General features: G+C 73.7%; 14 protein-coding genes. 8 read left to right on the forward strand and 6 right to left on the reverse strand.

Features of this window, described 5'->3' with window-relative positions:
• Positions 1 to 65: 65 nt before the first annotated feature.
• Both OO54_RS25260 and OO54_RS48380 read left to right on the forward strand, forming a co-directional pair.
• Positions 66 to 1466, forward strand: coding sequence for an APC family permease (locus tag OO54_RS25260; protein WP_033206873.1), 1401 nt, complete (start codon positions 66 to 68; stop codon positions 1464 to 1466).
• Between the two features lie 158 nt (positions 1467 to 1624).
• Positions 1625 to 3295, forward strand: coding sequence for a TerD family protein (locus OO54_RS48380; RefSeq protein ID WP_033206875.1), 1671 nt, complete (start codon positions 1625 to 1627; stop codon positions 3293 to 3295).
• Here OO54_RS48380 and OO54_RS25270 read toward each other — a convergent pair.
• Entirely contained in the window at positions 3288 to 4415 is a 1128-nt protein-coding gene (locus OO54_RS25270) for an alkene reductase (protein ID WP_051787169.1), read from the reverse strand. The genes OO54_RS48380 and OO54_RS25270 overlap by 8 nt on opposite strands.
• 166 nt (positions 4416 to 4581) lie before the next feature.
• On the opposite strand from OO54_RS25270, the gene OO54_RS25275 reads away from it, so the two are divergent.
• Genes OO54_RS25275 through OO54_RS25285 form a run of 3 tightly spaced genes read left to right on the forward strand, consistent with a single transcriptional unit; the run spans position 4582 to position 10455 of the window.
• Entirely contained in the window at positions 4582 to 8145 is a 3564-nt protein-coding gene (locus tag OO54_RS25275; RefSeq protein WP_234439498.1) for an AfsR/SARP family transcriptional regulator, read from the forward strand.
• A complete protein-coding gene (locus tag OO54_RS25280) occupies positions 8142 to 9140 on the forward strand; it encodes a GHMP family kinase ATP-binding protein (RefSeq protein ID WP_078905335.1) in 999 nt (332 codons plus the stop codon). The genes OO54_RS25275 and OO54_RS25280 overlap by 4 nt, the downstream gene beginning before the upstream one ends.
• Before the next feature lies 1 nt (position 9141).
• Positions 9142 to 10455: an ATP-grasp domain-containing protein gene (locus OO54_RS25285; RefSeq protein ID WP_033206876.1), complete on the forward strand. Its 1314-nt coding sequence runs from the start codon at positions 9142 to 9144 to the stop codon at positions 10453 to 10455.
• 12 nt (positions 10456 to 10467) lie between these two features.
• Here OO54_RS25285 and OO54_RS25290 read toward each other — a convergent pair whose 3' ends face one another.
• A complete protein-coding gene (locus tag OO54_RS25290; RefSeq protein WP_017240930.1) occupies positions 10468 to 10719 on the reverse strand; it encodes an EF-hand domain-containing protein in 252 nt (83 codons plus the stop codon).
• Between the two features lie 232 nt (positions 10720 to 10951).
• On the opposite strand from OO54_RS25290, the gene recQ reads away from it, so the two are divergent.
• Positions 10952 to 13000 (forward strand): DNA helicase RecQ, encoded by a 2049-nt coding sequence (gene recQ, locus OO54_RS25295; RefSeq protein WP_033206879.1) that lies wholly within the window; start codon positions 10952 to 10954, stop codon positions 12998 to 13000.
• 76 nt (positions 13001 to 13076) lie between these two features.
• Here the strand turns inward: recQ and OO54_RS25300 are convergent, their stop codons facing one another.
• Positions 13077 to 14450, reverse strand: a complete 1374-nt coding sequence (locus tag OO54_RS25300) for a YhgE/Pip domain-containing protein (protein ID WP_033206881.1) — start codon at positions 14448 to 14450, stop codon at positions 13077 to 13079.
• Positions 14451 to 14721: 271 nt separating this feature from the next.
• Here OO54_RS25300 and OO54_RS25305 point away from each other — a divergent pair, with 271 nt between their 5' ends.
• Complete coding sequence (locus tag OO54_RS25305) at positions 14722 to 17241, forward strand: ATP-dependent Clp protease ATP-binding subunit (RefSeq protein ID WP_033206884.1); 2520 nt, start codon at positions 14722 to 14724, stop codon at positions 17239 to 17241.
• Between the two features lie 16 nt (positions 17242 to 17257).
• On the opposite strand, the gene OO54_RS25310 is transcribed toward OO54_RS25305, so the two are convergent.
• The 3 genes from OO54_RS25310 to OO54_RS25320 are packed head-to-tail and all read right to left on the reverse strand — an operon-like array spanning position 17258 to position 21394.
• On the reverse strand, positions 17258 to 18199 hold the full coding sequence (locus OO54_RS25310; RefSeq protein ID WP_033206886.1) for a LysR family transcriptional regulator: 942 nt from the start codon (positions 18197 to 18199) through the stop codon (positions 17258 to 17260).
• A gap of 49 nt (positions 18200 to 18248) precedes the next feature.
• Positions 18249 to 19085, reverse strand: a complete 837-nt coding sequence (gene fdhD, locus OO54_RS25315; protein ID WP_033206887.1) for a formate dehydrogenase accessory sulfurtransferase FdhD — start codon at positions 19083 to 19085, stop codon at positions 18249 to 18251.
• The gene (locus OO54_RS25320) at positions 19073 to 21394 is read right to left on the reverse strand and encodes an FdhF/YdeP family oxidoreductase (protein WP_033206889.1); all 2322 of its coding nucleotides are present in this window, start codon (positions 21392 to 21394) and stop codon (positions 19073 to 19075) included. The genes fdhD and OO54_RS25320 overlap by 13 nt, the downstream gene beginning before the upstream one ends.
• Positions 21395 to 21668: 274 nt before the next feature.
• Here OO54_RS25320 and moaA point away from each other — a divergent pair, with 274 nt between their 5' ends.
• Positions 21669 to 22691 (forward strand): GTP 3',8-cyclase MoaA, encoded by a 1023-nt coding sequence (moaA, locus tag OO54_RS25325; RefSeq protein ID WP_033206890.1) that lies wholly within the window; start codon positions 21669 to 21671, stop codon positions 22689 to 22691.
• The last annotated feature ends 181 nt before the right edge of the window (positions 22692 to 22872 follow it).

Raw genomic sequence — 22872 nt, forward strand, 5'->3', positions numbered from 1 at the left:
CGGCCGCCTCGGAGGCGATACCGCTCCCGCTCGCACACACCTAGCCCATCGATCGGAACCGTCTGATGACCGACACCCTCAGCGCGCCGCACGCGTTGGCCCCGCAGACCGGCCCCGTGCCGCAGAAGCTCAAGCGCTCCATCGGTGTCGTGGGCGGCACCCTGCTCACGCTGTCGTGCGTGACACCCGCCTCCACCCTGTTCGTCGTCGTACCGGACCTGTTCGGCGGGGTCGGCACCTTCGCCGCGCTGACCATCGCCATCGGCTCGCTGCTCTGTATCGGCGTGGCGTTCTGCTACTCCGAGCTGGGCACCCTGATCCCGAGCGCGGGCGGCGAGTACGCCATCGTCTCCACCCTCGCGGGCCGCCTGGCCGGCTGGCTCGTCTTCGTTCTGTCGCTGCTCGTCGTGATGATCGTGCCACCGGTGATCGCCATGGGAACCGCCGACTACCTGGCGCCCCTGGTCCACGTCCCGGCCCCGCTCGCCGGCGCCGGCGTGATGCTCCTCGCCACCCTCGCGGGCCTGCTGGACCTGCGTGCCAACGCCTGGATCACCGGCATCTTCCTCGTCCTCGAAGTCGTCGCGGCCGGCATCGTCGCCGTCCTAGGCTTCGCCCACTCGGAGCGCGGCGTCGGCGCGCTCGTCCACGGCCAGGTCGCAGGCGAGGGCGGCACGCACTCGCTCGTCACCGGCGCCATGGTGGTCTCCGGCCTCGCCATCGCCCTCTTCATCACCCAGGGCTTCTCGACGGCCGTCTACCTCTCCGAGGAACTGGAGAACCCGCGCAAGAGTGTGGCCCGCACCGTGCTCGCGACCCTGGCCATCTCCACCGTCGTGATCCTGGTTCCCGTCGTGGCCATCACCCTCGGCGCCGGCGACCTGGAGACCCTGACCGGCGGCGACATCAGCGGCATGATCGCCGCCTGGTCCAGCTCCGCCGTCGGCACCTTCATCAGCCTCTGCGTCGCCCTGGCCATCGTGAACGCCGGCATCGTCATGGTCATCCAGAACTCCCGCGTCCTGTTCGCGTCCGCCCGCGACAAGGCCTGGCCCGAGCCCGTCAACCACGCCCTGTCGCGGCTGGGCCGGTTCGGCTCGCCGTGGGTCGCCACCCTGCTCGTCGGCGTCCCCGGCGCCGCCCTGTGCTTCGTCGACCTCGACACCCTCTACGGCGTCACCGGCGTCTCCGTCACCGGCATGTACCTGCTCGTCGCGGTGGCGGCACTGTTCAGCCGCCGGGGCGCGCACCGCGAGGTCGCCGCGTGGCGCATGCCGCTGTGGCCGGCCGTCCCGGTGCTGCTCATCGGCGTCCTGGCGTACGTCCTCTCCATGCAGGACACCGAGTACCTGCTGTGGACCGGCGGCATCACGACGGTCGCCACGCTCTACTGGGCCCTCTACCTGCGCCCGCGCAAGGACACCCGCTGGCTGGTCAGCGTTCCCGAGGACGACCACCACGCCTGACCGTCCCCGACGACACGGCACCCGGGGCCGGGGCGGTACGGCACCGCCCCGGCCGCCGGGCTTCGCCGTTCGCGCGGCCTTGTCCGCGCGCGCCCGCCGCTGCAAGATCGTTCCGTGAACGACGAGGGTGGGAACACGAGGGGAAGGACCGGTACGTCATGGGGGAGATGACCAAGGGCGGCAACGGCTACGTGCCGACCGTGCCGCTGCGGATCGCCGTACACGGCGGCCTGGACGCGATGGCGTTGCTGCTCACCGAGGGCGGCGTGGTCCGGGGGGACGGAGACGTCGTCTTCCACGGCGCGCCCGCGCACCCGTCGGGCGCCGTACGGCTCACGGCGGCGGGCGGCGGGACGGCCTGGCTGGACGTCGGCCTCCCGGCCGTCGAGGAGCGGATCACCCGCGTCCTGGTGATCGGCTCGACCGAGACCGGTGTCCTCGGCGACGTCGCCGGTCTCGCGGTCGAGGCCTTCGCACCCGACGGCACGTCCGTCGTGCGCTACGACGTGACGGACGCCGCCGGAGAGACGGCGATGGTGATCGCCGAGCTGTACCGGCGCGCGGGCGGCTGGAAGTTCCGGGCCGTGGGCCAGGGCTACGCGAACGGCCTCGCCGGCCTCGCCACCGACCACGGCGTGGACGTGGCGGACCCGGCCCCCGGCCGTACGGCGCCCGACACGGGCGCGTCGCCGTCGCCGACGCCCGGTGCGTCCTCGGGCCCGGTCCCGGCGGTGTCGCCCCCGACGGGACCGGGGCCCACGCCGGTGCCGGCTCCCGTGCCGGCTCCCGTGCCCGCCCCGCCGCCCACGTCGGGCTTCACGCCGCCGCCCGCTCCGGCTCCCGCGCCTGGTTTCGCGCCGCCGCCCGCTCCGGCTCCGGCGCCTGGTTTCGCGCCTCCGCCTGCTCCGGCTCCCGCGCCCGCCCAGGGCTTCACGCCCCCGGCCGCTCCGGCCCCCGAGCCCGGTTTCACACCCCCGCCGCCTCCGCCCGCCCCCGCGCCCGCGCCGGGATTCGCGCCCCCGCCGGTCTTCGGGCCGCCGCCCACGCACGGCTTCGGTGCGCCGCAGGACCCGGCCTTCGCGGCCTCGAAGACGCCGGGCTTCGTCCCGCCGGCGGCCCCGGCCGCGCAGGGCTTCGCGCCTCCGGCGGTGCCCGCGGCGGGCATGCCCGGGGCGCAGGTTCCGCCCGCGGGGCCCGCCGTCCCGGGCGGGCCGGGCTGGTGGTCGTACGGGCCCGTCTTCGAGCCGTACACGCAGACCGGCCGGGACAACGACGTGATCACGGTCGACGGGCTCCCGCCGGGTCCGGTCGTCGTCCAGCTCGACGTCGAGGGCGACGGGTACACGGGTCTCTCGATCCTCAACTGGCGCAACAAGGAGACGGACAACCTCGTCAACAGCACCGAGGACGACTTCCGGGGACGGGTGCTCGCCACGGTGCCCAAGAACGGGACCCTGCGGATGAGGCTGGAGGCGGAGGGGCCGTGGCGGGTGGAGGTGTCGCCGCTGGCGGCGGCCCGCCGCCTCACCGAGGAGGAGGTGGACTTCCGCGGCCCCGACGTGCTGTTGCACACGGGGGGCGTGGCGGACCTCGCCATCCACTACCGGGGTGTCGAGAACCTCATCGTGAACGTCTTCGAGCTCTACGGGCACGACGACCACACCGCCCTGCCCGAGGACGACAACGTGGTCAACGAGATCGGCAAGCGCCGTGAGACCGTTCCGCTGCCCGAGGGGCCGCTCGTGGTGCAGTTCGAGATGGCGGACGGCCCGTGGCGGGCCCATCTCAAGCGGGTGCAGCCGCCGACCCGGCAGGGGCGCTTCAGGTGAGCGTCGGGTAGTCGGTGTAGCCGGTCTCGCCGCCCACGTACATCAGATGGGCGTCGCGGATCGGGTTGAGGGCCGCGCCGGCCCGCATCCGGGCTACCAGGTCGGGATTGGCGAGGAAGGAGCGGCCGAGGGAGACCAGGTCCGCGCCGGCCGCCAGGAGGCGCTCGCCGGCGCCGCGTCCGCCGTCGGCGGGCAGGGGGCCGGGCCAGGGCAGGGCCGGGTTCGCGATGAGCGTGCCCGGCCAGGCCGCGCGGAGCGTGCGGAACAGCGGCTGCTCGGGGTCGGCGAACACGAGGTGCAGATAGGCGAGGCCCAGATCGCGCAGCGCCTCCAGGAGCGCCGGGTAGACCGCCTCGACGTCGTCCTCCTCCATGCCGTTGGCGGTGACGCCGGGGGCGATGCGCACGCCGACCCGCTCGGGGCCGATCGCCTCGGCGACCGCGCGGACGACCTCCACGGTGAAGCGGATGCGGTGCGCGACGGAACCGCCGTAGCCGTCGGTGCGCCGGTTGGTGGCGTTGGACAGGAACTGGTGCAGCAGATAGCCGTTGGCGGAGTGCACCTCGACCCCGGCGAATCCGGCCTCCACCGCCCGGCGCGCGGCCTCGGCGAAGTCGGCGACCGTCGCGGTGATCTGAGCCTCCGTCATCTCCCGTGGCACCACGGCCTCCTGGTGCCCGGAGGGGGTGAAGACCGTGCCCGGCAGCGGGACCGGTGACGGGGCCAGCGGGTGGAGGCCGCTGGTCTCGGGGTGGCCGACCCTCCCGCCGTGCTGCAACTGGAGGAACATCTGCCCGCCGGCCTCCCGCACCGCCTCCGTCACCCGCCGCCACCCGGCCACGTGGGTGTCGTCGTAGATCGCGGGAATGTCGGGGTACGTCGCACCCACCGCGTTGGGCGTCGTGGCCTCCGCGATGATCAGCCCGGCCGAGGCGCGCTGTGCGTAGTACGTGGCCATGATCGGTTCCGGAACACCGGTCGCCCCCGCCCGGTTCCGCGTCATCGGAGCCATGACCAGCCGGTTCTTCAGCCGCAGCGCGCCGAGGCGGGTCGGCTGGAACAGCGGGGAGGCCTCGTGGCCCACGGGGGTGGTGCCTGTCGTGTCAGTGGTCGGGATCATTGCCGTGCTCATAGCCGTGCTCATTGACGTGCTCCCTCGTCCTTGCTCCTGTTCGGGGCGGCGAGCCCCGCTGAACCGAATGTCGCGCAGGCCGCTTCGGGAACGCTGACGGTCCGCTGACGGTCCACCGGGGGCGGGATGATCATGGGTGTGTAGGGTTCCTGCCATGAGGTTCGGGGTGCTCGGTCCGGTGGCGGTGTGGGACGCCGACGGCGCACCGCTGCGGGTGCCGGAGACCAAGGTGCGGGCGCTCCTCGCCGACCTCCTCGCGCACGAGGGACGCCCGGTGTCGACGGACCGCCTCGTGCACGACATCTGGGGGGACGCGGCCCCGGGCAACCCGGCCAACGCGCTCCAGGCCAAGGTCTCCCAGCTGCGCCGCGTCATCGGACGGGACCGCGTCTCCCACCAGCCGGCCGGATACCGGCTGCGCATCGACGACGGCGAGGCCGAGGTCGACGCGGAGCACTTCCGCGCCCTCGCGGCCCGGGCCCGCCTCCTCACCGCACCGCGCGCCAGGGCGTCCCTGTTCGCGGAGGCCCTGGAGCTGTGGCGCGGGCCCGCCTACGCGGACTTCGCCGACGAGGAGTTCGTACGCCCGGCGGCCCGGCGCCTGGCCGAGGAGCGGCTCACCGTCGTCGAGGAACAGGCCGAGGCACGGCTGGAGTTCGGCGACCCCGCCCTGCTCGGCGAGACGGCCGGGCTCGTCGCCCGCCACCCGCTGCGCGAGCGGCTGCGCGCCCTGCGGATGCGGGCCCTGTACGCCGCCGGACGGCAGAGCGAGGCGGTCGCCGCGTACACCGAACTCCGCACCCTGCTCGCCGACGAACTGGGCCTCGACCCGAGCCCCGCACTCGCGGCCCTGTACGAGGCCATCCTGCGGCAGGACCCGGGGCTGCACCCGCTCGCCGAGCCCCCTGGGGCCGTCCCCGTCGGAGGCTCCTCGGCCGTTACCGCGGACCGGAGTCCGGACACGGACGCGGACGCGGGCCGTACGAGCCCGGAGCGGCCCCGCCCGACGCCGGAAGCCGCGCCGGCCCCGGAGGCGTACGCCCGGGACGCGTACGCCTCCGCTCCGTCCGGCATCGGCTCTCGGCGCCGGAATCTGCCCGTTCCGGCGACGGCGCTGGTCGGGCGGGAGGAGGACGTGGAACGGGCCGGCCGGCTCCTCGCTGTCGAGCGGCTGGTGACGCTGACCGGGCCGGGCGGGGTGGGCAAGACCCGGCTCGCCCTGGCCGTCGCCGAACGGGTCGCGGACGACCCGGACGACCGGACGCCCGACGGCGTGTGGTTCGTCGAGTTCGGCGGGCTGCCCGCCGGGACGGCGGTGACCGACGGTCTCGTCCGGACGGTGGCCGAAGCGCTCGGCGTTCGCGACGCCGCGTCCCCGGGACGCGGCGCGGCCGGCCCGTCGGAGACCCTGCTCGCGGCGCTGAGGGAGCGCGAGGGCCTGCTCGTCCTCGACAACTGCGAGCACGTGATCGAACCGGCCGCCGAGCTGGTCGCGTCGCTCCTGCACACCGCGCCGGGGCTGCGCGTGCTCGCCACGAGCCGGGAGTCCCTGCGGCTGCCCGGCGAGGCGGTGTACGCGGTCGATCCCCTCGGACCCGATGCCGCCGCCCGGCTCTTCACCGAACGGGCCGCGGCGGCGGCGCCCGGCTTCGCACCCGAGGCCGAGGACGGGGAACGGGACAGGGGCGGGCAAGAGGACGGGCGCGGGACGGCCCGGGACGCCATAGCGGAGATATGCCGCCGACTCGACGGGCTTCCCCTCGCTCTGGAACTCGCCGCGACACGGGTACGAGCCGTAGGAGTACGGGAGTTGGCCGCGCGCCTCGGCGACCGGTTCCGGATCCTCGCGTCGGGGCAGCGGGGGCTGCCGGCCCGGCAGCAGACCCTGCGGGCGGTCATCGACTGGAGCTGGGACCTGCTCGACCCGTCGGAACGGGCGGTGCTGCGCCGACTGGCCGTCCCCGCCGGAAGCTGCGCGCTGGAGGCGGCGGAGACGGTGTGCGCGGGCGACGGCATCGCCCGCGAGGAGGTCCTCGACCTGGTCGGCCGCCTGGTCGACCGCTCCCTCGTCATGACGGTCGAGGCCCCCGGCGGACCGCGCTACCGGCTTCTCGAATCGGTCGCCGTCTACGCCCGCGACCGGCTCCACGAGGCGGGGGAGTGGGAGGGCACGGCGGCCCGCCACGTCCACCACCACCGCGACCTCGTCGAGCGCGCCGAAGCCCACCTGCGCGGTCCCGGACAGCACCTCGCGCTCGCCCGGCTGGACGCCGAGTCCGCCAACACGCGCGCGGCCCTCGACCACGCCCTGCGCACCGGCGACCCCACGAGCGTCGAGCGGCTGGCCACGGCACTGTGCCCGTGGTGGCTGATGCGGGGCCGCCTGCACGAGGCCCGACGTACGCTCGACGCCGTCCTGGAGGTCGCCTCCGACGATCGCTCCGCCGAACTCCGTCTACTGCACGGGGCGTTCGTCATGATGACCGGTGGGCGCGCGCCGGACACGGACTGCCCCGAAGCGGAGACCGCCGACCCCGTACGCCGTGGCCGCGCGCTCTGGCTGTTCGCGTACGGCCTGTACCACGCGGGCGACCCGGCCGCGGCGGAGCGCGTCAACGCCCGCGCCCTCGAACGGTTCACCGCAGCCGCCGACCCGTGGGGAGTCGCCGCCGCGCGGGCGCTGCGGGCACACACCGCGTTCGCCGAGGGCGACCTGCGCACCGCGCGCGACGAAGGCGTCGGCGGAGCGCAGGCGTTCCGTGAACTCGGCGACCGATGGGGCGAGTTGCAGACGGTTCCCGTCCTCGCCGCGCTCGCCGAGATCGAGGGCGACTACGCCGCCGCCACCGCCCGGCAGACCGAAGGACTGCGACTCGCCGAAGACCTGGGTCTCGCCGCGGAGGCCTCCGCCCGCCTCGGCGGCCTCGGCCGGCTCGCGCTGCTCGCCGGCGAGTGGGAGGAGGCCCGCGTCCTGCACGAGCGGGCCCGGCGCGCGGCCGCCGAGCAGGGCCACCTGTTCGGCGAGGTGTTCGCGCTCATGGGCCTCGCCCTCGGCGCGCGCCGATCGGGCGACCTCGACGCCGCCGAGCACCATCTGCGGACGATGCGCGACCGCTACCCGTCGTCCACCGCCGGAAAGCACCTGATCCATGTGGAGCTCGGCTTCACCGCCGAACTCCGGGGCCAGGCCGAACGGGCCGCCGCATACCAGGCACACGGCCTCGCCCTCGCCAGGGAACTCGCCGAGCCGCGCGCCCTCGCGCTCTCCTTCGAAGGGACCGCGGGCGCCGCCGCTGCCACGGGCGCCACCCCCGGCCTCACCCGGGCCGCGCTCCTCCTCGGCGCGGCCGACGCCGCTCGCCGGAGCGCCGGCGCACCCCTCCCCGAGGCCGAACGGGCCGACGTGGACCGCATCGCCTCCGCCGCCCGGGCGGGCCTCGGCGACTCCGCGTACACGGTCGCGTTCCGCGAGGGCGCCGCCCTGCCGCTCACGGAAGCGGTCCGCACGGCGGCATCGGAGGACGTGCGTACGGCTGAGTCGGTGGACGTGCGTACGGCTGAGTCGGTGGACGTGCGTACGGCGGCATCGGAGGACGTGCGCACGGCCGTGTCGGAGGACGTCCGCACGGTGGTACCGGAGGACGTCCGCACGGCGGCGTCGGCGGACGTCGGCAGCGCGGCCTCCGGGAGCGGCGACACGATCGGCCGGGCCCGGTGAGCGGCGCGGTCAGGTTCGAGGCGGAGGCCGAGGACGGGGTGGAGGCCGAGGACGGGGTGGAGGCCGAGGACGGGGTGGAGGCCGAGGACGGGGTGGGCCGGGTCGGCGTCGCCACGGCCCCGGTGCATCACGGCGAGATCCTCCAGGGAGTCTTTCCGCACCAGGGGCGGCCGACCCGGGGCCTGGTCACCCTGCCCTGCACCGTCCACACCACCCGCGCCTCCTTCGTCCCGGCCCGTGGCGGCGAGCTGACCGTCTCCCCGGCCCGGAAGACCAAGGCGCTGCGCGCCGCGCGGCTCGCCGTCGAGGCCTGTGTACCGCCCGGGCGGGCGCCCGTCGGCGGGCACCTCGAACTGTCCGGCGACGTCCCGCTCCGGCGCGGCTTCGGCTCGTCCACGAGCGACGTGCTCGCCGCGGTCCTGGCCGTACGGGACGCCCTGGCGGGCCCGTTGTCCCGCGAGGAGATCGCGCGGATCGCGGTACGGGCCGAGACGGCGTCCGACTCCCTGATGTTCGACGGGAGCACGGTGCTGTTCGCCCAGCGCGAGGGCGAGGTCATCGAGGACTTCGGCCGCCGCATGCCGGCGGTGCGGGTGCTCGGCTTCGGTTCGCGGCCCGAGGACGGGGGCGGGGGCGTCGACACGCTGGCGCTGCCGCCCGCCGCGTACGACGGGACGGAGCGGGCACGCTTCGCCGAACTCCACGCGATGCTGCGCGAGGCCGTCCGCACCGGCGACGCCGCCCTCCTCGGCGCGGTCGCCTCCGCCAGCACCGACATCAACCAGCGCCACCTGCCCATCCCGCGCCTCGACGGCCTGCGCGCCGTCGCGCGGGAGACCGGCGCCCTCGGCATCCAGGCAGCGCACAGCGGGGACATCGCGGGACTCCTCTACGACCCCGCCGACCCCGACGCCGAGGCCCGCACCGCGCGCGCCGGGCGACTGCTGCACCACATCGGCATCCACGAACAGTGGACCTTCACGACGGGTGACTGACATGACGACGACCAGGATCACGGGCGCCGACGACACGCGCGACGGCGCGGGCCCCGGCACGGACGCACCCCTGCTGCTGCTCGTCGAGTCCAACACCACCGGCACCGGACGCCAGTTCGCCCAGCGGGCCCGCGCGTGCGGAGCCGAACCCGTGCTGCTGTCCACGGACCCCGCCCGCTATCCGTACGCCGCCGAGGACGGGCTGAGGACCGTCGTCGTCGACACCGCGGACGGCGACGCCCTGTGGGCCGCGGTGACCGCTCTCGCGGCCGACGCGCGGATCGCCGGGGTCCTCTCCAGCTCCGAGTACTACGTGGCCACGGCCGCCGACCTCGCCCGGCGCCTCGGGCTGGACGGGCCGTCCGCCGACGCCGTCCGGGCCTGCCGCGACAAGTCCGCGCAGCGCCGCACCCTGGCCGGGGCCGGCGTGCCCGTGCCCCGCTTCCACGTGGCCGGCGACGTGGCCGAGGCGCTCGCGGCCGCCCGGTCGCTCGACGGCCCCGCCGTCGTCAAGCCGGTGCAGGGCTCGGGAAGCCTGGGAGTACGCCTCTGCCGGGACGGGGACGAGGTCGCCGAGCACGTCCGGGGGCTGCTGGCCGCCACCGTCAACGAGCGCGGCCTGAGCACCCCCGGCGTCGTGCTCGTCGAGGAGTACCTGACCGGGCGCGAGTTCTCGGTGGAGGTCTTCGGCGACGAGGCCGTCGTCACCGTCGCCAAGCACGTCGGCGCGCCCCCGGTGTTCGTCGAGACCGGCCACGACGTGCCCGCCCTGCTGCCCGCCGTCCAGGCCGCCGCGCTCGTCGACAGCGCCGTCCGCGCCGTCACGGCCCTCGGCCTCGGCTGGGGCGCCGCCCACGTCGAGCTCCGGCTCGACGGCGACGTCGCCCGCGTCATCGAGGTCAACCCCCGGCTGGCCGGCGGAATGATCCCGGAGCTCGTGCGCCGTGCCCTCGGCGTCGACCTCGTCGGCGCCCAGGTACGGGCCGCGCTGGGTGAGCCCGTCGACCTCGCCGGCACGGCGGACGCCGCCGGAGCGGCCTCCATCAGGTTCCTCACCGCGGCCACCGAGAGCGTCCTCACCGACGTCACCGCCGCCGAGGAGGCGGCCCGCGCCGTCGCCGGCGTCGTCGACACCGCCGTCTACCGCCCGGCCGGCACCGTCGTCGCACCCGCCGAGGACTTCCGGGGCCGCGTCGGCCACGTGATCACGGCCGGCGCGACCCCGGACCGGACGGCCGAGGCCGCCGACACCGCCCTGGCGCACGGTCTCGCCACCGCCCTCTCGGCCGCGGTGCCGACGGGGGCGGCCACGTGACCGTCGAGAGGCCTACCAGCCGAAGCGGCGGTCCACCAGGGCGGCGAACTCCTCGAAGCTGAGGACGCGGTCGCCGTTGCGGTCGGCCTCGTCGAACAGCGCCGAGGCGGCGTCGTCGTCCCCGACGCCCCAGACCGGGATCACGCCCCGTGCGGCGAGGGTCGGGCCCTTGGCCCGGAGCGCGCTGATGACCTCGGCCCGCGTCAGGGTGCCGTCCTGATCGAGGTCGAGCGCGTCGAAGAGGATCCGGGCCTTGTCGCTCATCACATGTCCTGTCCGCTGCCGGATGGTCGCGTTCCCCGGGCCGTACGTGGTCCGTGGGCGTCGGATCGGCCGACGCGTGCCGCACGGAAGGACGCCGGGACGGCCCGTGAGGTTGCCTGCGGAACCCCGGTCTCCGCGGGCCGACGGGGCGCGCCGACGGCCGTGGGCGAGGTTGTCCACAGGTTACGCCGGACGGGACCGGAGTGTCGGCGGGGGCGGATAGGCTGCGTGAATGGTCCTTTCCGACGAATCCACCGAGATCTCCGACGCCGCGCGGGTCCTTCAGCGCGTCTTCGGATACAGCTCCTTCCGGGGCGAGCAGCAGGAGATCATCGAGCAGGTCGTCGGCGGCGGCGACGCGCTCGTCCTGATGCCGACCGGCGGCGGCAAGTCCCTCTGCTACCAGATCCCGGCCCTGGTCAGAGACGGCACGGGCGTGGTGATCTCGCCGCTCATCGCGCTGATGCAGGACCAGGTGGACGCGCTCAGGGCGCTCGGTGTGCGGGCCGGCTTCCTCAACTCGACGCAGGACCCGTACGAGCGGCAGGCCGTCGAGCAGGCCTTCCTCGCCGACGAGCTGGACCTGCTCTACCTCGCTCCCGAGCGGCTGCGGACCGAGGGGACCCAGCGGCTGCTCGACCGGGGCAAGGTGTCGCTCTTCGCGATCGACGAGGCGCACTGCGTCGCCCAGTGGGGCCACGACTTCCGGCCCGACTACCTGGCCCTGTCCATGCTGCACGAGCGGTGGCCGAAGGTGCCGCGGATCGCGCTGACCGCGACGGCGACGGAGGCCACCCACACCGAGATCGCGGCGCGGCTCGGCCTCGAGGACGCCCGGCACTTCGTGGCGGGCTTCGACCGGCCGAACATCCAGTACCGCATCGTCCCGAAGAACAACCCGTTCAAGCAGCTGCTCGACCTGCTCAGGACCGAGCACACCGGGGACGCCGGCGTCGTCTACTGCCTGTCGCGGTCTTCGGTGGAGAAGACCGCGGCCGCCCTCGTGGAGCACGGCATCGACGCCGTGCCGTACCACGCCGGCATGGACGCCCGTACGAGGGCGGCCAACCAGGCCCGCTTCCTGCGGGAGGACGGCGTCGTGGTGGTCGCCACGATCGCCTTCGGCATGGGCATCGACAAGCCGGACGTGCGTTTCGTGGCCCACCTCGACCTGCCGAAGTCCGTCGAGGGCTACTACCAGGAGACCGGCCGCGCCGGCCGCGACGGCGAGCCGGCCACGGCCTGGCTGGCGTACGGCCTCCAGGACGTGGTCCAGCAGCGCAAGCTCATCGAGGGCTCCGAGGGCGACGAGCAGCACCGCCGGGCGCTCGGCATGCACCTGGACGCCATGCTCGCGCTCTGCGAGACGGTCGACTGCCGCCGGGTACGGCTCCTCGCCTACTTCGGGCAGGCCGGAAAGCCGTGCGGCAACTGCGACACCTGTCTGACGCCCGCCGAGTCCTGGGACGGGACCGTCGCCGCGCAGAAACTGCTCTCCACCGTGTGGCGGCTGGCCAAGGAAAGGCGCCAGAAGTTCGGCGCCGGCCAGATCATCGACATCCTCCAGGGCAAGAAGACCGCCAAGGTCATCCAGTTCGACCACGACGCGCTGTCGGTGTTCGGCGTCGGGTCCGACCTCGGCACCGCCGAGTGGCGCGGCGTCGTCCGCCAGCTCCTCGCACAGGGGCTGCTCGCGGTGGAGGGCGACTACGGGACGCTCGTCCTCACGGACCGGAGCGGCGAGGTGCTGGGCGGCCGCCTCCCCGTGCCCCTGCGCAAGGAGAAGGCCCCCGCCGCACCGTCCCGCAAGGAGCCCGGGGCCCGCTCGGGCAAGGGCGCCCGCGTGCCGGTCGACCTGCCGGCCGCCGCCGTCCCGGTCTTCGAGGCCCTGCGCGCCTGGCGGGCCGCCACCGCACGCGAGCAGGGCGTGCCGGCGTACGTCGTCTTCCACGACGCGACCCTCCGCGAGATCGCCACCCTCTTCCCCGGCACGGTCGAGGAGCTCGGCACCGTCGGCGGCGTCGGCGAGGCCAAGCTCACCAAGTACGCCGACGGCGTCCTCGCCGCCCTGGCGGAGTGCGAGGCCCCGGGCACCGCCCCGGCCACCGCGTCCGAACCGGCCTCGACCTCGGCCCCGGCCCCCAGAGGTCCTGTCGCCGCGTCTCCGTCTCCGTCCCCGTCCGCCTCCCCGGTCCCGGCGCCGCGGGCCGCGGCGCCGTACGACGAGGAGCCGCCCTGGGACGAGACGGAGGCCGAGCCGCCGTGGGACGAGTGGGAGTAGACGAGTGGGAGTAGGGGTCACCAAGGGGTGTCTCGCCGATCACGCCGCGGCCCCGGCGTGATCGGCGAGACACCCCCTACGGCTGCGGGGTGAGGCGGCGCAGGCCCCGGCGGTCGTAGTAGCGGGTCATGGCGAAGCCGAACGCCAGGGCGAGGACCGTGCCGATCGCGATCATGATCCAGCCGCGGGCGAGGCCCGCGTCGGCGCGGGCGTCGAAGTAGAGGATGGAGCGGACGCCGGCACTCAGCTGGTGCATCGGCTCGAAGACGCCCAGGAAGCGGTAGAAGCCCGGGGTGGCCTCCAGGGGGACGGTCGCGCCGGAGGAGGGGAGGGCCAGGGCGATGAAGACGAACATGGACACGAGCTGTCCGATCCCTCCGAAGGCGGCGTTGATGGCCTGGACGCCGAGGCCGACGGCGACCGTCGAGCAGTAGGAGAAGAGCCACAGCATCGGCAGGTGCGAGGCGTCCATGTCCAGGATCCCGATCGTCGCCACCATCACGAGGGTCGTGGTCAGGACCGAGATGCCCGCCGTCATGACCATCTTCACGACGAGGGTCCGGGTGCGGTCGATGGGCACGGTCGGCCGGCGGGTGTGCCAGGGGCCGAGCTCGCTGTCCGCGTATCCGAGGGCGGTGTCGACGCCGGTGTTGACGAGGTTCCCGCCGATGAAGCCGCCGAGGACGAGCAGCAGCGTGAAGTAGAAGGCGGTCAGGCCCAGGCCGCTGTGCCGGCCGATCGGATGGCCGACGCGGGTGGTGACCTCCACCGGATCGGCCAGCAGCAGGCGCGTCGTGGGCACGGTGGTGGTGGCCGTGAGCTGCTTCCCGATGGTCAGGGAGGCCTGGTGGGCGGCGTTCTGGTTGATCGTGGCGGTGAGGGAGGAGCCCAGGCTGCCGACGCCCGGGTTCGTGAGCACGGTGAGCGTCGGCCGTGCCGTCGCCCGGTTCGTGGTCAGTGCCGCGACGGACGCGGTGAAGTCCTCGGGGACGACCAGCGCGCCGAAGACCTTCCCGGAGGCGAGCGCGTCCTGCGCCTCCGCGCGGCCGAGCAGGCGCCAGTCCACGCTGTCCTTCCCCTGCGAGGCCGAGAGGATCGCGTCGGTGATCTGCTTCCCCAGGTTCTCCCGCTGCCCCGGCAGCGGGCGTCCCTGGTCCTCGTCGACGAGGGCGACGGGCAGCCGGTGCAGGTTGTCGGCCGGGTTGAGGATGCCACCCATGTAGAGGAGCGAGAGCAGCAGCGCGACCAGCGCGCTCAGCAGTGTCGGCACGAGCCAGAGCGCGGGACGCCGGAGAACCGCCCCGGCCCGGACGCCGGGGCCGCGGTCGTCCGGGCCGGGACGGCCATCCGGGCCGTCTGGGCTGCCCGGATCGTTCGGGCCGCCCGGATCGTCCGGGCCCTCCGGGGTCTGCGGGCCGTCCGGGGTCTGCGGGGGGATCGCGGAGGTCATGGGGCCATCGTCGACGGGAGCGGTGCCCCGGGCCGGGAACGCGGACCATCCGGGCGGGACGGGCGTGTCGGGCCCCGCCCGCGGGTCGCCCCGCAGACGACCCCGCAGATCGCCCCGCAGACGACGCCGCTGACGACCCCGCAGGTCACTCCCGTCGATCGACCCAGCCGCTCGCCCCGCCGGTCGTCACGCTCCGTTCCGTTCCGTTTGCGGAGCGGTGGACATGGCGTTTCAGTGGGATCGACTCCCCCCACGCGTCTCTGGAGCAGACATGTCGATGGCGTTCGGTTCCCCCTTTGGCTCGTCCGATCCGTTCGGCGACATGCTGAACAGGTTCTTCGGCATGTCACCGGCGTCGTCGCCTCCGGCGGTGCAACGCGTCCCCATCGGGCGGCTGCTGACGGAGTCGTCGTACGAACTCCTCAACATGGCCACGCAGAAGGCGGTGAAGGACGGCACGGCCGACCTCGACACGGAGCACCTGCTGTGGGCGGCCACCCAGGTCGACCCCACCCGCAGGCTGCTGTCCCAGGTCGGCGTGGACCCCGACGCGCTCGCCTCCCAGCTCGACCGGGTGCTGCCCCGCGAGTCCGGCGGGCCGTCCGCGGAACCGGGACTCACCCCGGCGGCGAAGCGCACGCTCGCCGCCGCCTACGGGCACTCGCAGGCCGCGGGCGTGTCGTACATCGGCCCCGAGCACATCCTCGGCGCGCTCCTGGAGGACGCCGGCTCCGGCGCCACCCGGCTGCTGCGCGCGGACGACGTGGACGTACAGAAGCTGCGCGGGCTGACGGACAAGTCCGGCCGCGCGGAAGGCGGCGCTCCCCCCGCGGCGAAGCAGCAGCCCGCCACGACCCTCGACGAGTACGGCCGGGACCTGACGGAGGAGGCCAGGGCGGGCAAGCTCGACCCCGTCGTCGGACGGGCCGAGGAGATCGAGCAGACCGTCGAGATCCTCTCCCGCCGCTCCAAGAACAACCCGGTGCTCATCGGCGAGCCCGGCGTCGGCAAGACCGCCATCGTGGAGGGTCTCGCCCAGCGCATCGTCGCGGACGAGGTCCCCGAGACCCTGAAGGGCAAGCGGGTCGTCTCCCTCGACCTGTCGGGGATGGTGGCCGGCGCGCAGTACCGCGGACAGTTCGAGGAGCGTCTGAAGAAGGTCATCGAGGACGTCCAGCAGGCGAGCGGCGAGATCATCGTCTTCATCGACGAGCTGCACACGGTCGTCGGCGCGGGCGCGACGGGCGAGGGCGCGATGGACGCGGGCAACATGCTCAAGCCCGCCCTCGCGCGCGGCGAGCTCCAGCTGGTGGGGGCGACCACCATCGACGAGTACCGGAAGCACATCGAGAAGGACGCCGCCCTCGAACGCCGCTTCCAGCCCGTGCTGATCCCCGAGCCGACGGTCGAGGAGACCGTGCAGATCCTCGAAGGGCTGCGGGACGCGTACGAGGCCCACCACCAGGTCCGCTTCGCCGACGGAGCCCTGGCGGCGGCCGCGGAGCTCTCCGACCGCTACATCAGCGACCGGTTCCTGCCCGACAAGGCCATCGACCTGATGGACCAGGCGGGCGCCCGCGTACGGCTCCGCGGCACCGGGCGCTCCACCGAGGTGATCAGTCGCGAGGACCGGCTCGCCAAGCTGCGGCGCGAGAAGGACCAGGCCGTCTCCGGCGAGGAGTTCGAGAAGGCCTCGGACCTGAAGCGGCAGATCGCCGAGGCGGAGGGCGAGCTCGCGGGCATCGAGGAGCGCCGCGAGGGCGTCGTCTCGGTGACGGCCGCCGACATCGCCGACATCGTGTCCCGGCGTACGGGCATCCCGGTCTCCCAGCTCACCGCCAGCGAGAAGGAGAAGCTCCTCAAACTGGAGGAGGAGATGCACGCCAGGATCGTCGGCCAGGACGAGGCGGTCACCGCCGTCTCCGAGGCGGTGCGCCGCAACCGCGCCGGCATGGGCGACCCGAACCGCCCGGTCGGCTCCTTCCTCTTCCTCGGGCCCACCGGCGTCGGCAAGACGGAGCTCGCCAAGACCCTCGCCGCCCTGCTGTTCGGCGACGAGGACCGGATGATCCGGTTCGACATGAGCGAGTTCCAGGAGAAGCACACGGTCGCCCGGCTCGTCGGAGCTCCCCCCGGATACGTCGGTTACGAGGAGGCCGGCCAGCTCACCGAGAAGGTGCGGCGCCAGCCGTACAGCGTGGTGCTCTTCGACGAGGTGGAGAAGGGGCACCCGGACGTCTTCAACACGCTGCTCCAGATCCTCGACGACGGCCGCCTCACCGACGGCCAGGGCCGCACGGTCGACTTCCGCCACTGCGTCGTCATCATGACGTCCAACATCGGCGCCCACCGCATCCTCGCCCACGAGGGCGACGCGGCCGAGCTCAAGGACGAGCTGATGGAGGACCTGCGGGGACGCTTCCTGCCCGAGTTCCTCAACCGCATCGACGACATCATCGTCTTCCACAGCCTCACCGAGGACGACCTGTCGGAGATCGTCGACCACCTTCTCGACCGCAGCAAGCAACGCGTCCACGCGCAGGGCATGACCCTGGAGGTCACCGAGGCCGCGAAGAAGCTGCTCGTCGCGCACGGCTACCAGCCGGCGTTCGGCGCCCGCCCGCTGCGCCGCACCATCCAGACCGAGCTCGACAACCGCGTCGCCTCCCTCCTCCTCGGCGGCGAGGCCGACCCCGGCGACACGATCGTCGCCGACGTCGTCGACGACTCGCTCCACTGCACCGTCCGCAAGCCGGCGGCCGCGGACACGGCGGCCGGCGGCGAAGTCTGAGCCGCCGGAAACGCTCCTACGAGGCCCCGGGCGACGGCCCGGGGCCTTCGGGCAGGTGCTCCAGCGCCGCGGCGACGTCCGTGCGCCCCGCGATCTCCGCGAGGGCGCGGGCCAGCACCGATCCCGGCTCCCTCGCACTGGTCACCAGCCCCATCGACACCGTCCGGGACGGCTCGACCAGCGGGAGCGTCCGCATCCCGTGCGGCACGCCGAAGACGTGCAGCCAGGTGTGCGGCACGACGCTCGCCCAACGGCCCGTCCGCACATGCGCGAAGAGCGCCGCCACGGAGTCCGTCTCGACCCGGGGCGACGGCAGCACTCCCGCCTCGGCGAACAACTCGTCGAGCACCTGACGCCCCTGCATCGCCCCGGTCAGCAGACAGAGCGGCAGCCGCGACGCCTCCGCCCAGGTCACCGCGGTCCGGTGCGCCGGGGCGTCGGCCTCGCCGGTGAGGAGCACGTACCGCTCCTCGTACAGCGGCACCGCCCGGAACCGGTCCCCGAGCCCGCGGCGCAGATACGTGACCCCGGCGTCGAGCTCGAAATCCCGCAACTGCCGCAGCACGTCGTCCGACCGCAGGTCCGCCGTCACCTCCACCGTCACGAGCGGGTGGGCCAGGCAGAACGGCGCGGTCAGCAGGGCGACGGAACCCGACGCGGTCGGGACCGAGCCGATCCGCAGCCGGCCGCTCAGCCCCGTACGCAGCGCACCGGCCTCGCTCTTGAGCGCGTCGCGGTCCGCCAGGATCCGCTGCGCCCACACCACGATCCGTTCGCCCTCGGGGGTGAGGCCCTCGTAGGTGCGGCCGCGCAGCACCAGCGGGACGTCGAGCTCCTCCTCGAACTTGCGGATCGCCTCCGAGAGCGCGGGCTGGGAGACGTGGCAGGCCTGGGCGGCGCGGGCGAAATGACGCTCCCGGGAAAGGGCCACCAGGTACTCGAGTTGACGGAACAGCACCCCACGGGTCTACCCGACCACCCGCTCGAACGCCAGTCGACGCCCCCGGTCAGACCATGGCCCCGGCCTCCAGGCGGTCGCCGCCGCAGTAGACGTTCATCGACGTGCCCCGCAGGAAGCCGACCAGGGTCAGCCCGCTCCCGGCGGCGAGGTCCACGGCGAGCGAGGACGGCGCGGAGACGGCCGCGAGCAGCGGGATTCCGGCCATCACCGCCTTCTGCACCAGCTCGAAGGAGGCCCGGCCGCTCACCATCAGGACGGTCCCGCGCAGCGGCAGCATTCCCGACCGCAGGGCGTGGCCGACGACCTTGTCCACGGCGTTGTGCCGGCCGACGTCCTCCCGCAGGCACAGCAGCTCGCCCTCGGCCGAGAACAGCCCGGCCGCGTGCAGCCCGCCGGTGCTGTCGAAGACCTTCTGGGCGGCCCGCAGCCGGTCGGGGAGGGCCGACAGGACCTCGGGGCCGACGCGCAGCGGGTCCTCGGACACGGACCAGGCGGCCGTGGTCCGCACCGCGTCCAGGCTCGCCTTCCCGCACAGCCCGCACGAGGAGGTGGTGTAGAAGTTTCGCTCCAGGGAGGCGTCGGGGGCGGCCACGCCGGGGGCGAGGACCACGTCGACCACGTTGTACGTGTTGCCGCCGTCGGACGTGGCCCCCGCGCAGTAGCGGATCCCGGCCACGTCCCGCGCGGAGTCCACCACTCCCTCGCTCACCAGGAACCCGGCCGCCAGGTCGAAGTCGTCGCCCGGGGTGCGCATCGTCACGGTCAGCGGGCGCCCGCCCACCCGGATCTCCATCGGCTCCTCGGCGGCCAGGGTGTCCGCACGGTAGGAGGGATCCCCCTCCCGCACGCGCAGGACGCGCCGGCGCACGGTCACTCGCCCCATGGTCCGCTCCCCTCTTCGGCCGCGGGATCACGGGCCGGCTCCAGCCGGATCAGGACCCCCTTGGACGTCGGGCAGTTGCTGATGTCGGCGACGCTGTCCAGCGGCACCAGGACGTTGGTCTCCGGGTAGTACGCGGCCGCGGAGCCGCGGCTCGCCGGGTAGGCGACGACCCGGAAGCCCTCCGCGCGCCGCTCCCGCCCGTCGTGCCAGACGCTCACGAGGTCCACCGGGTCGCGATCGGCGAGGCCGAGGTCCGCCAGGTCGGCGGGGTTCACCATCACGACCCGGCGGGCGTCGTGGATGCCCCGGTAGCGGTCGTTCGGGGCGTACCAGACCGTGTTCCACTGGTCGTGCGAGCGCAGGGTCTGCAGCAGCAGGTGTCCCTCGGGGACGTGCGGCATCGTGAACTCGTTGCGGGTGAAGACGGCCTTGCCGCTCGGCGTGGGGAAGACCCCCGAGTTCACCGGGTTGGGCAGGGTGAAGCCGCCGGGCACGGCGACCCGCGCGTTGAAGTCCTCGAAGCCCGGGACGACCCGGGAGATCCGGTCGCGGATGGTGCCGTAGTCGGTCTCGAACTCCTTCCACGGGATGAACGGCCGGTCGCCCAGGGTCGCGTGGGCGAGCCGGCTGACGATCGCGACCTCGCTGAGCAGGTGCGGCGAGGCGGGCGGGAGCTTGCCGCGGGAGGCGTGGACGTCGCTCATGGAGTCCTCGACGGTGACGAACTGCTCGCCGCCGGCCTGCACGTCCCGGTCGCTGCGGCCCAGGGTCGGCAGGATCAGCGCCGTGTCGCCGCACACGGTGTGGGAGCGGTTGAGCTTGGTGGAGACGTGCGCGGTGAGCCGGCACCCGCGCATCGCCTCCTCGGTGACCGCGCTGTCGGGGGTGGCCCGCACGAAGTTGCCGGCGACGCCGAGGAACACCTTGGCGCGTCCCTCGCGCATGGCGCGGATGCCGTTCACCGCGTCCAGGCCGTGGTGGGCGGGCGGGGTGAAGTCGAACTCGCGGCCCAGGGCGTCGAGGAACTCCTGCGGCATCCGCTCCCACACGCCCATGGTGCGGTCGCCCTGGACGTTGCTGTGGCCGCGCACCGGGCAGACGCCCGCGCCGGGCCTGCCGATGTTGCCGCGGGCGAGGAGGAAGTTGACGACCTCGCGGATGGTCGGCACCCCGTGCTTGTGCTGGGTGAGGCCCATGGCCCAGCACACGATGACGCTCCTGCTCGCGAGGACCCGGTCGAACACCTCCTGGATCTCCTCGCGGGTCAGCCCGGTGGCCGCCAGGACGTCCTCCCACGGGACCGTCCGCGCGTACGCGGCGAAGTCGGCGAACCCCGTGGTGTGGGCCGTGATGAAGTCGTGGTCGAGCACCGTGCCGGGCGCGGCGTCCTCGGCTTCGAGGAGCAGCCGGTTCAGGGCCTGGAACAGGGCGAGGTCGCCGCCGGCCCGGATGTGCAGGAACCGGTCGGCGATCGGCGTGCCGCGCCCGATGATCCCGCGGGCCTTCTGCGGGTGCTTGAACCGCATGAGCCCGGCCTCGGGCAGCGTGTTGACCGCCACCACGTGACCGCCGTTGCGCTTGGTCTCCTCCAGGGCCGACAGCATCCGGGGGTGGTTGGTGCCCGGGTTCTGCCCCACGACGAAGACCAGGTCCGCGTGGTGGATGTCGTCGAGGGAGACGCTCCCCTTCCCGATCCCCAGCGTCTCGGACATCGCGGCACCGCTGGACTCGTGACACAGGTTGGAACAGTCCGGCAGGTTGTTCGTGCCGTACGCGCGGGCGAAGAGCTGGAGGAGGAACGCGGCCTCGTTGTTCAGCCGGCCCGAGACGTAGAAGAGGGCCTCGTCGGGAGAGTCCAGCGCTTTGAGTTCCCCGGCGAGCAGGGCGAACGCCTCGTCCCAGTCGATCGGCTCGTAGTGGGTCGCGCCCGGCCGCTTGACCATCGGCTCGGTCAGCCGGCCCTGCTGGTTGAGCCAGTAGTCGGACATCGAGCCGAGCTCCGCGACCGAGTGCTCGCGGAAGAAGTCCCGGGTGACGCGCCGCGACGTGGCCTCGTCGTTGATGTGCTTCGCGCCGTTCTCGCAGTACTCGTTCCTGTGCCGCTCGCCCGGTGCGGGCTCGGGCCAGGCGCAGCCGGGGCAGTCGATGCCCTGGGGCTGGTTGATGTTCAGCAGCGTCAGCGCGGTGCGCCGCGGGGACGTCTGGCTCAGGGAATACTCCAGCGCGTGCGTCACCGCGGGCAGACCCGTCGCCCAGGTCTTCGGCGGGGTGACCCGCAGGTCGTCGCTCGGGTCCTCGATGCTGCTCATGATGTCGGGAGCCTCTATTTCTCACACGAATCCGATTCTCTCCGCAGAGCAGATTCGGCCGATTCCAGAGCAAAGTCAAAGTGGTAATTCCGATGACGTGATCGGTGCCGCCTATCGGTGTGTCAGGCCTTCTGTGAAGGGGTTTGTGCGACCGGATAAGCGACTCCTATCACGTCATCGAAAACATTTCTTTGACTTGTGCGGAAAATTCGCCGAGGGTGATCGGGTCATGAATTCGATGTCACCGCCGCATGGTGAGGAAGAAGGCGGACACGTGCTTCCCGACCCCACCGAGGCCGCCGCGCGGCCCGCCCCCCTGGTGGACCGCTTCGGCCGGGTCCACACGGATCTGCGGGTGTCGCTCACCGACCGCTGCAACCTGCGCTGCACGTACTGCATGCCGGCCGAGGGCCTCGACTGGCTGCCCCGGCCCGAGCTGCTCACCGACGACGAGGTGGTCCGCCTGGTCGGTGTCGCCGCCCGGCGCCTCGGCATCACCTCGGTACGACTGACCGGCGGCGAACCCCTCCTGCGCCGGGGGCTGCCCGGGCTCGTCGCGCGGCTGAGCACCCTGGACACGGCCCCCGAACTCTCCCTCACCACCAACGGCATCGGCCTCGCGCGCAGCGCCGCCGCGCTGCGCGATGCCGGTCTCCACCGGGTCAACATCAGCCTCGACACCCTCCGCCCCGAGCGGTACGCCGAGATCACCCGGCGCGACCGCCTCACCGACGTCCTGGACGGGCTGCGTGCCGCCCGCGCCGCGGGCCTCGCCCCGGTCAAGGTCAACACGGTGCCGGTGCGCGGGGTGAACGACGACGAGATCGCCGACCTGGCCGCCTTCGGCGCCGAACACGGCTACCGCACGCGGTTCATCGAGTCCATGCCCCTCGACGCCCAGGGCGCCTGGGAACGCGACCGGATGGTCACCGCCGACGAGATCCTCGACCGGCTGGGCGAGCGCTTCGACCTGATCCCGGTAGGCCGGCCGGACAACGCCCCCGCCGAGGAATGGCGGATCGCCGGGACCGAGGCGGTCGTGGGCGTCATCGCCAGCGTCACCCGCCCGTTCTGCGGCGGCTGCGACCGGGTACGGCTCACCGCCGACGGCCAACTCCGCAACTGCCTCTTCGCCGCCGAGGAGTCCGACCTCCGCGCCCTGCTCCGCGGCGGCGCCGACGACGCGGCGATCGAGGCCGCCTGGCGCGGCGCCATCGCCGGCAAGGGCCCCGGCCACGCCATCGACACCCCGGCCTTCCGCCGCCCGCAACGCCCGATGTCCGCCATCGGCGGCTGACCGCGGCCACCGGCCGTCGCCGCACCCGCGGCCGTACCCGCGGCCGTACCCGCGGCCGTACCCGCGGCCGGACCCGCGGCCGTACCCGCGGCCGGACCCGCGGCCGGACCCGTCGCCGTACCCGTGGCCGTACCCGTCGCCGTACCCGTGGCCGTACCCGTGGCCGGGACCCGAACCGAGG

The sequence above is a fragment of the Streptomyces wedmorensis genome (genome assembly GCF_000716445.1).
Taxonomy (GTDB): domain Bacteria; phylum Actinomycetota; class Actinomycetes; order Streptomycetales; family Streptomycetaceae; genus Streptomyces; species Streptomyces wedmorensis.

Coding starts and splice junctions, on each gene's coding strand:
- OO54_RS25260 (WP_033206873.1), top strand. CDS start 66: ATGACCGACACCCTCAGCGCGCCGCACGCGTTGGCCCCGCAGACCGGC.
- OO54_RS48380 (WP_033206875.1), top strand. CDS start 1,625: ATGGGGGAGATGACCAAGGGCGGCAACGGCTACGTGCCGACCGTGCCG.
- OO54_RS25270 (WP_051787169.1), bottom strand. CDS start 4,415: ATGATCCCGACCACTGACACGACAGGCACCACCCCCGTGGGCCACGAG.
- OO54_RS25275 (WP_234439498.1), top strand. CDS start 4,582: ATGAGGTTCGGGGTGCTCGGTCCGGTGGCGGTGTGGGACGCCGACGGC.
- OO54_RS25285 (WP_033206876.1), top strand. CDS start 9,142: ATGACGACGACCAGGATCACGGGCGCCGACGACACGCGCGACGGCGCG.
- OO54_RS25290 (WP_017240930.1), bottom strand. CDS start 10,719: ATGAGCGACAAGGCCCGGATCCTCTTCGACGCGCTCGACCTCGATCAG.
- recQ (WP_033206879.1), top strand. CDS start 10,952: ATGGTCCTTTCCGACGAATCCACCGAGATCTCCGACGCCGCGCGGGTC.
- OO54_RS25300 (WP_033206881.1), bottom strand. CDS start 14,450: ATGACCTCCGCGATCCCCCCGCAGACCCCGGACGGCCCGCAGACCCCG.
- OO54_RS25305 (WP_033206884.1), top strand. CDS start 14,722: ATGTCGATGGCGTTCGGTTCCCCCTTTGGCTCGTCCGATCCGTTCGGC.
- fdhD (WP_033206887.1), bottom strand. CDS start 19,085: ATGGGGCGAGTGACCGTGCGCCGGCGCGTCCTGCGCGTGCGGGAGGGG.
- OO54_RS25320 (WP_033206889.1), bottom strand. CDS start 21,394: ATGAGCAGCATCGAGGACCCGAGCGACGACCTGCGGGTCACCCCGCCG.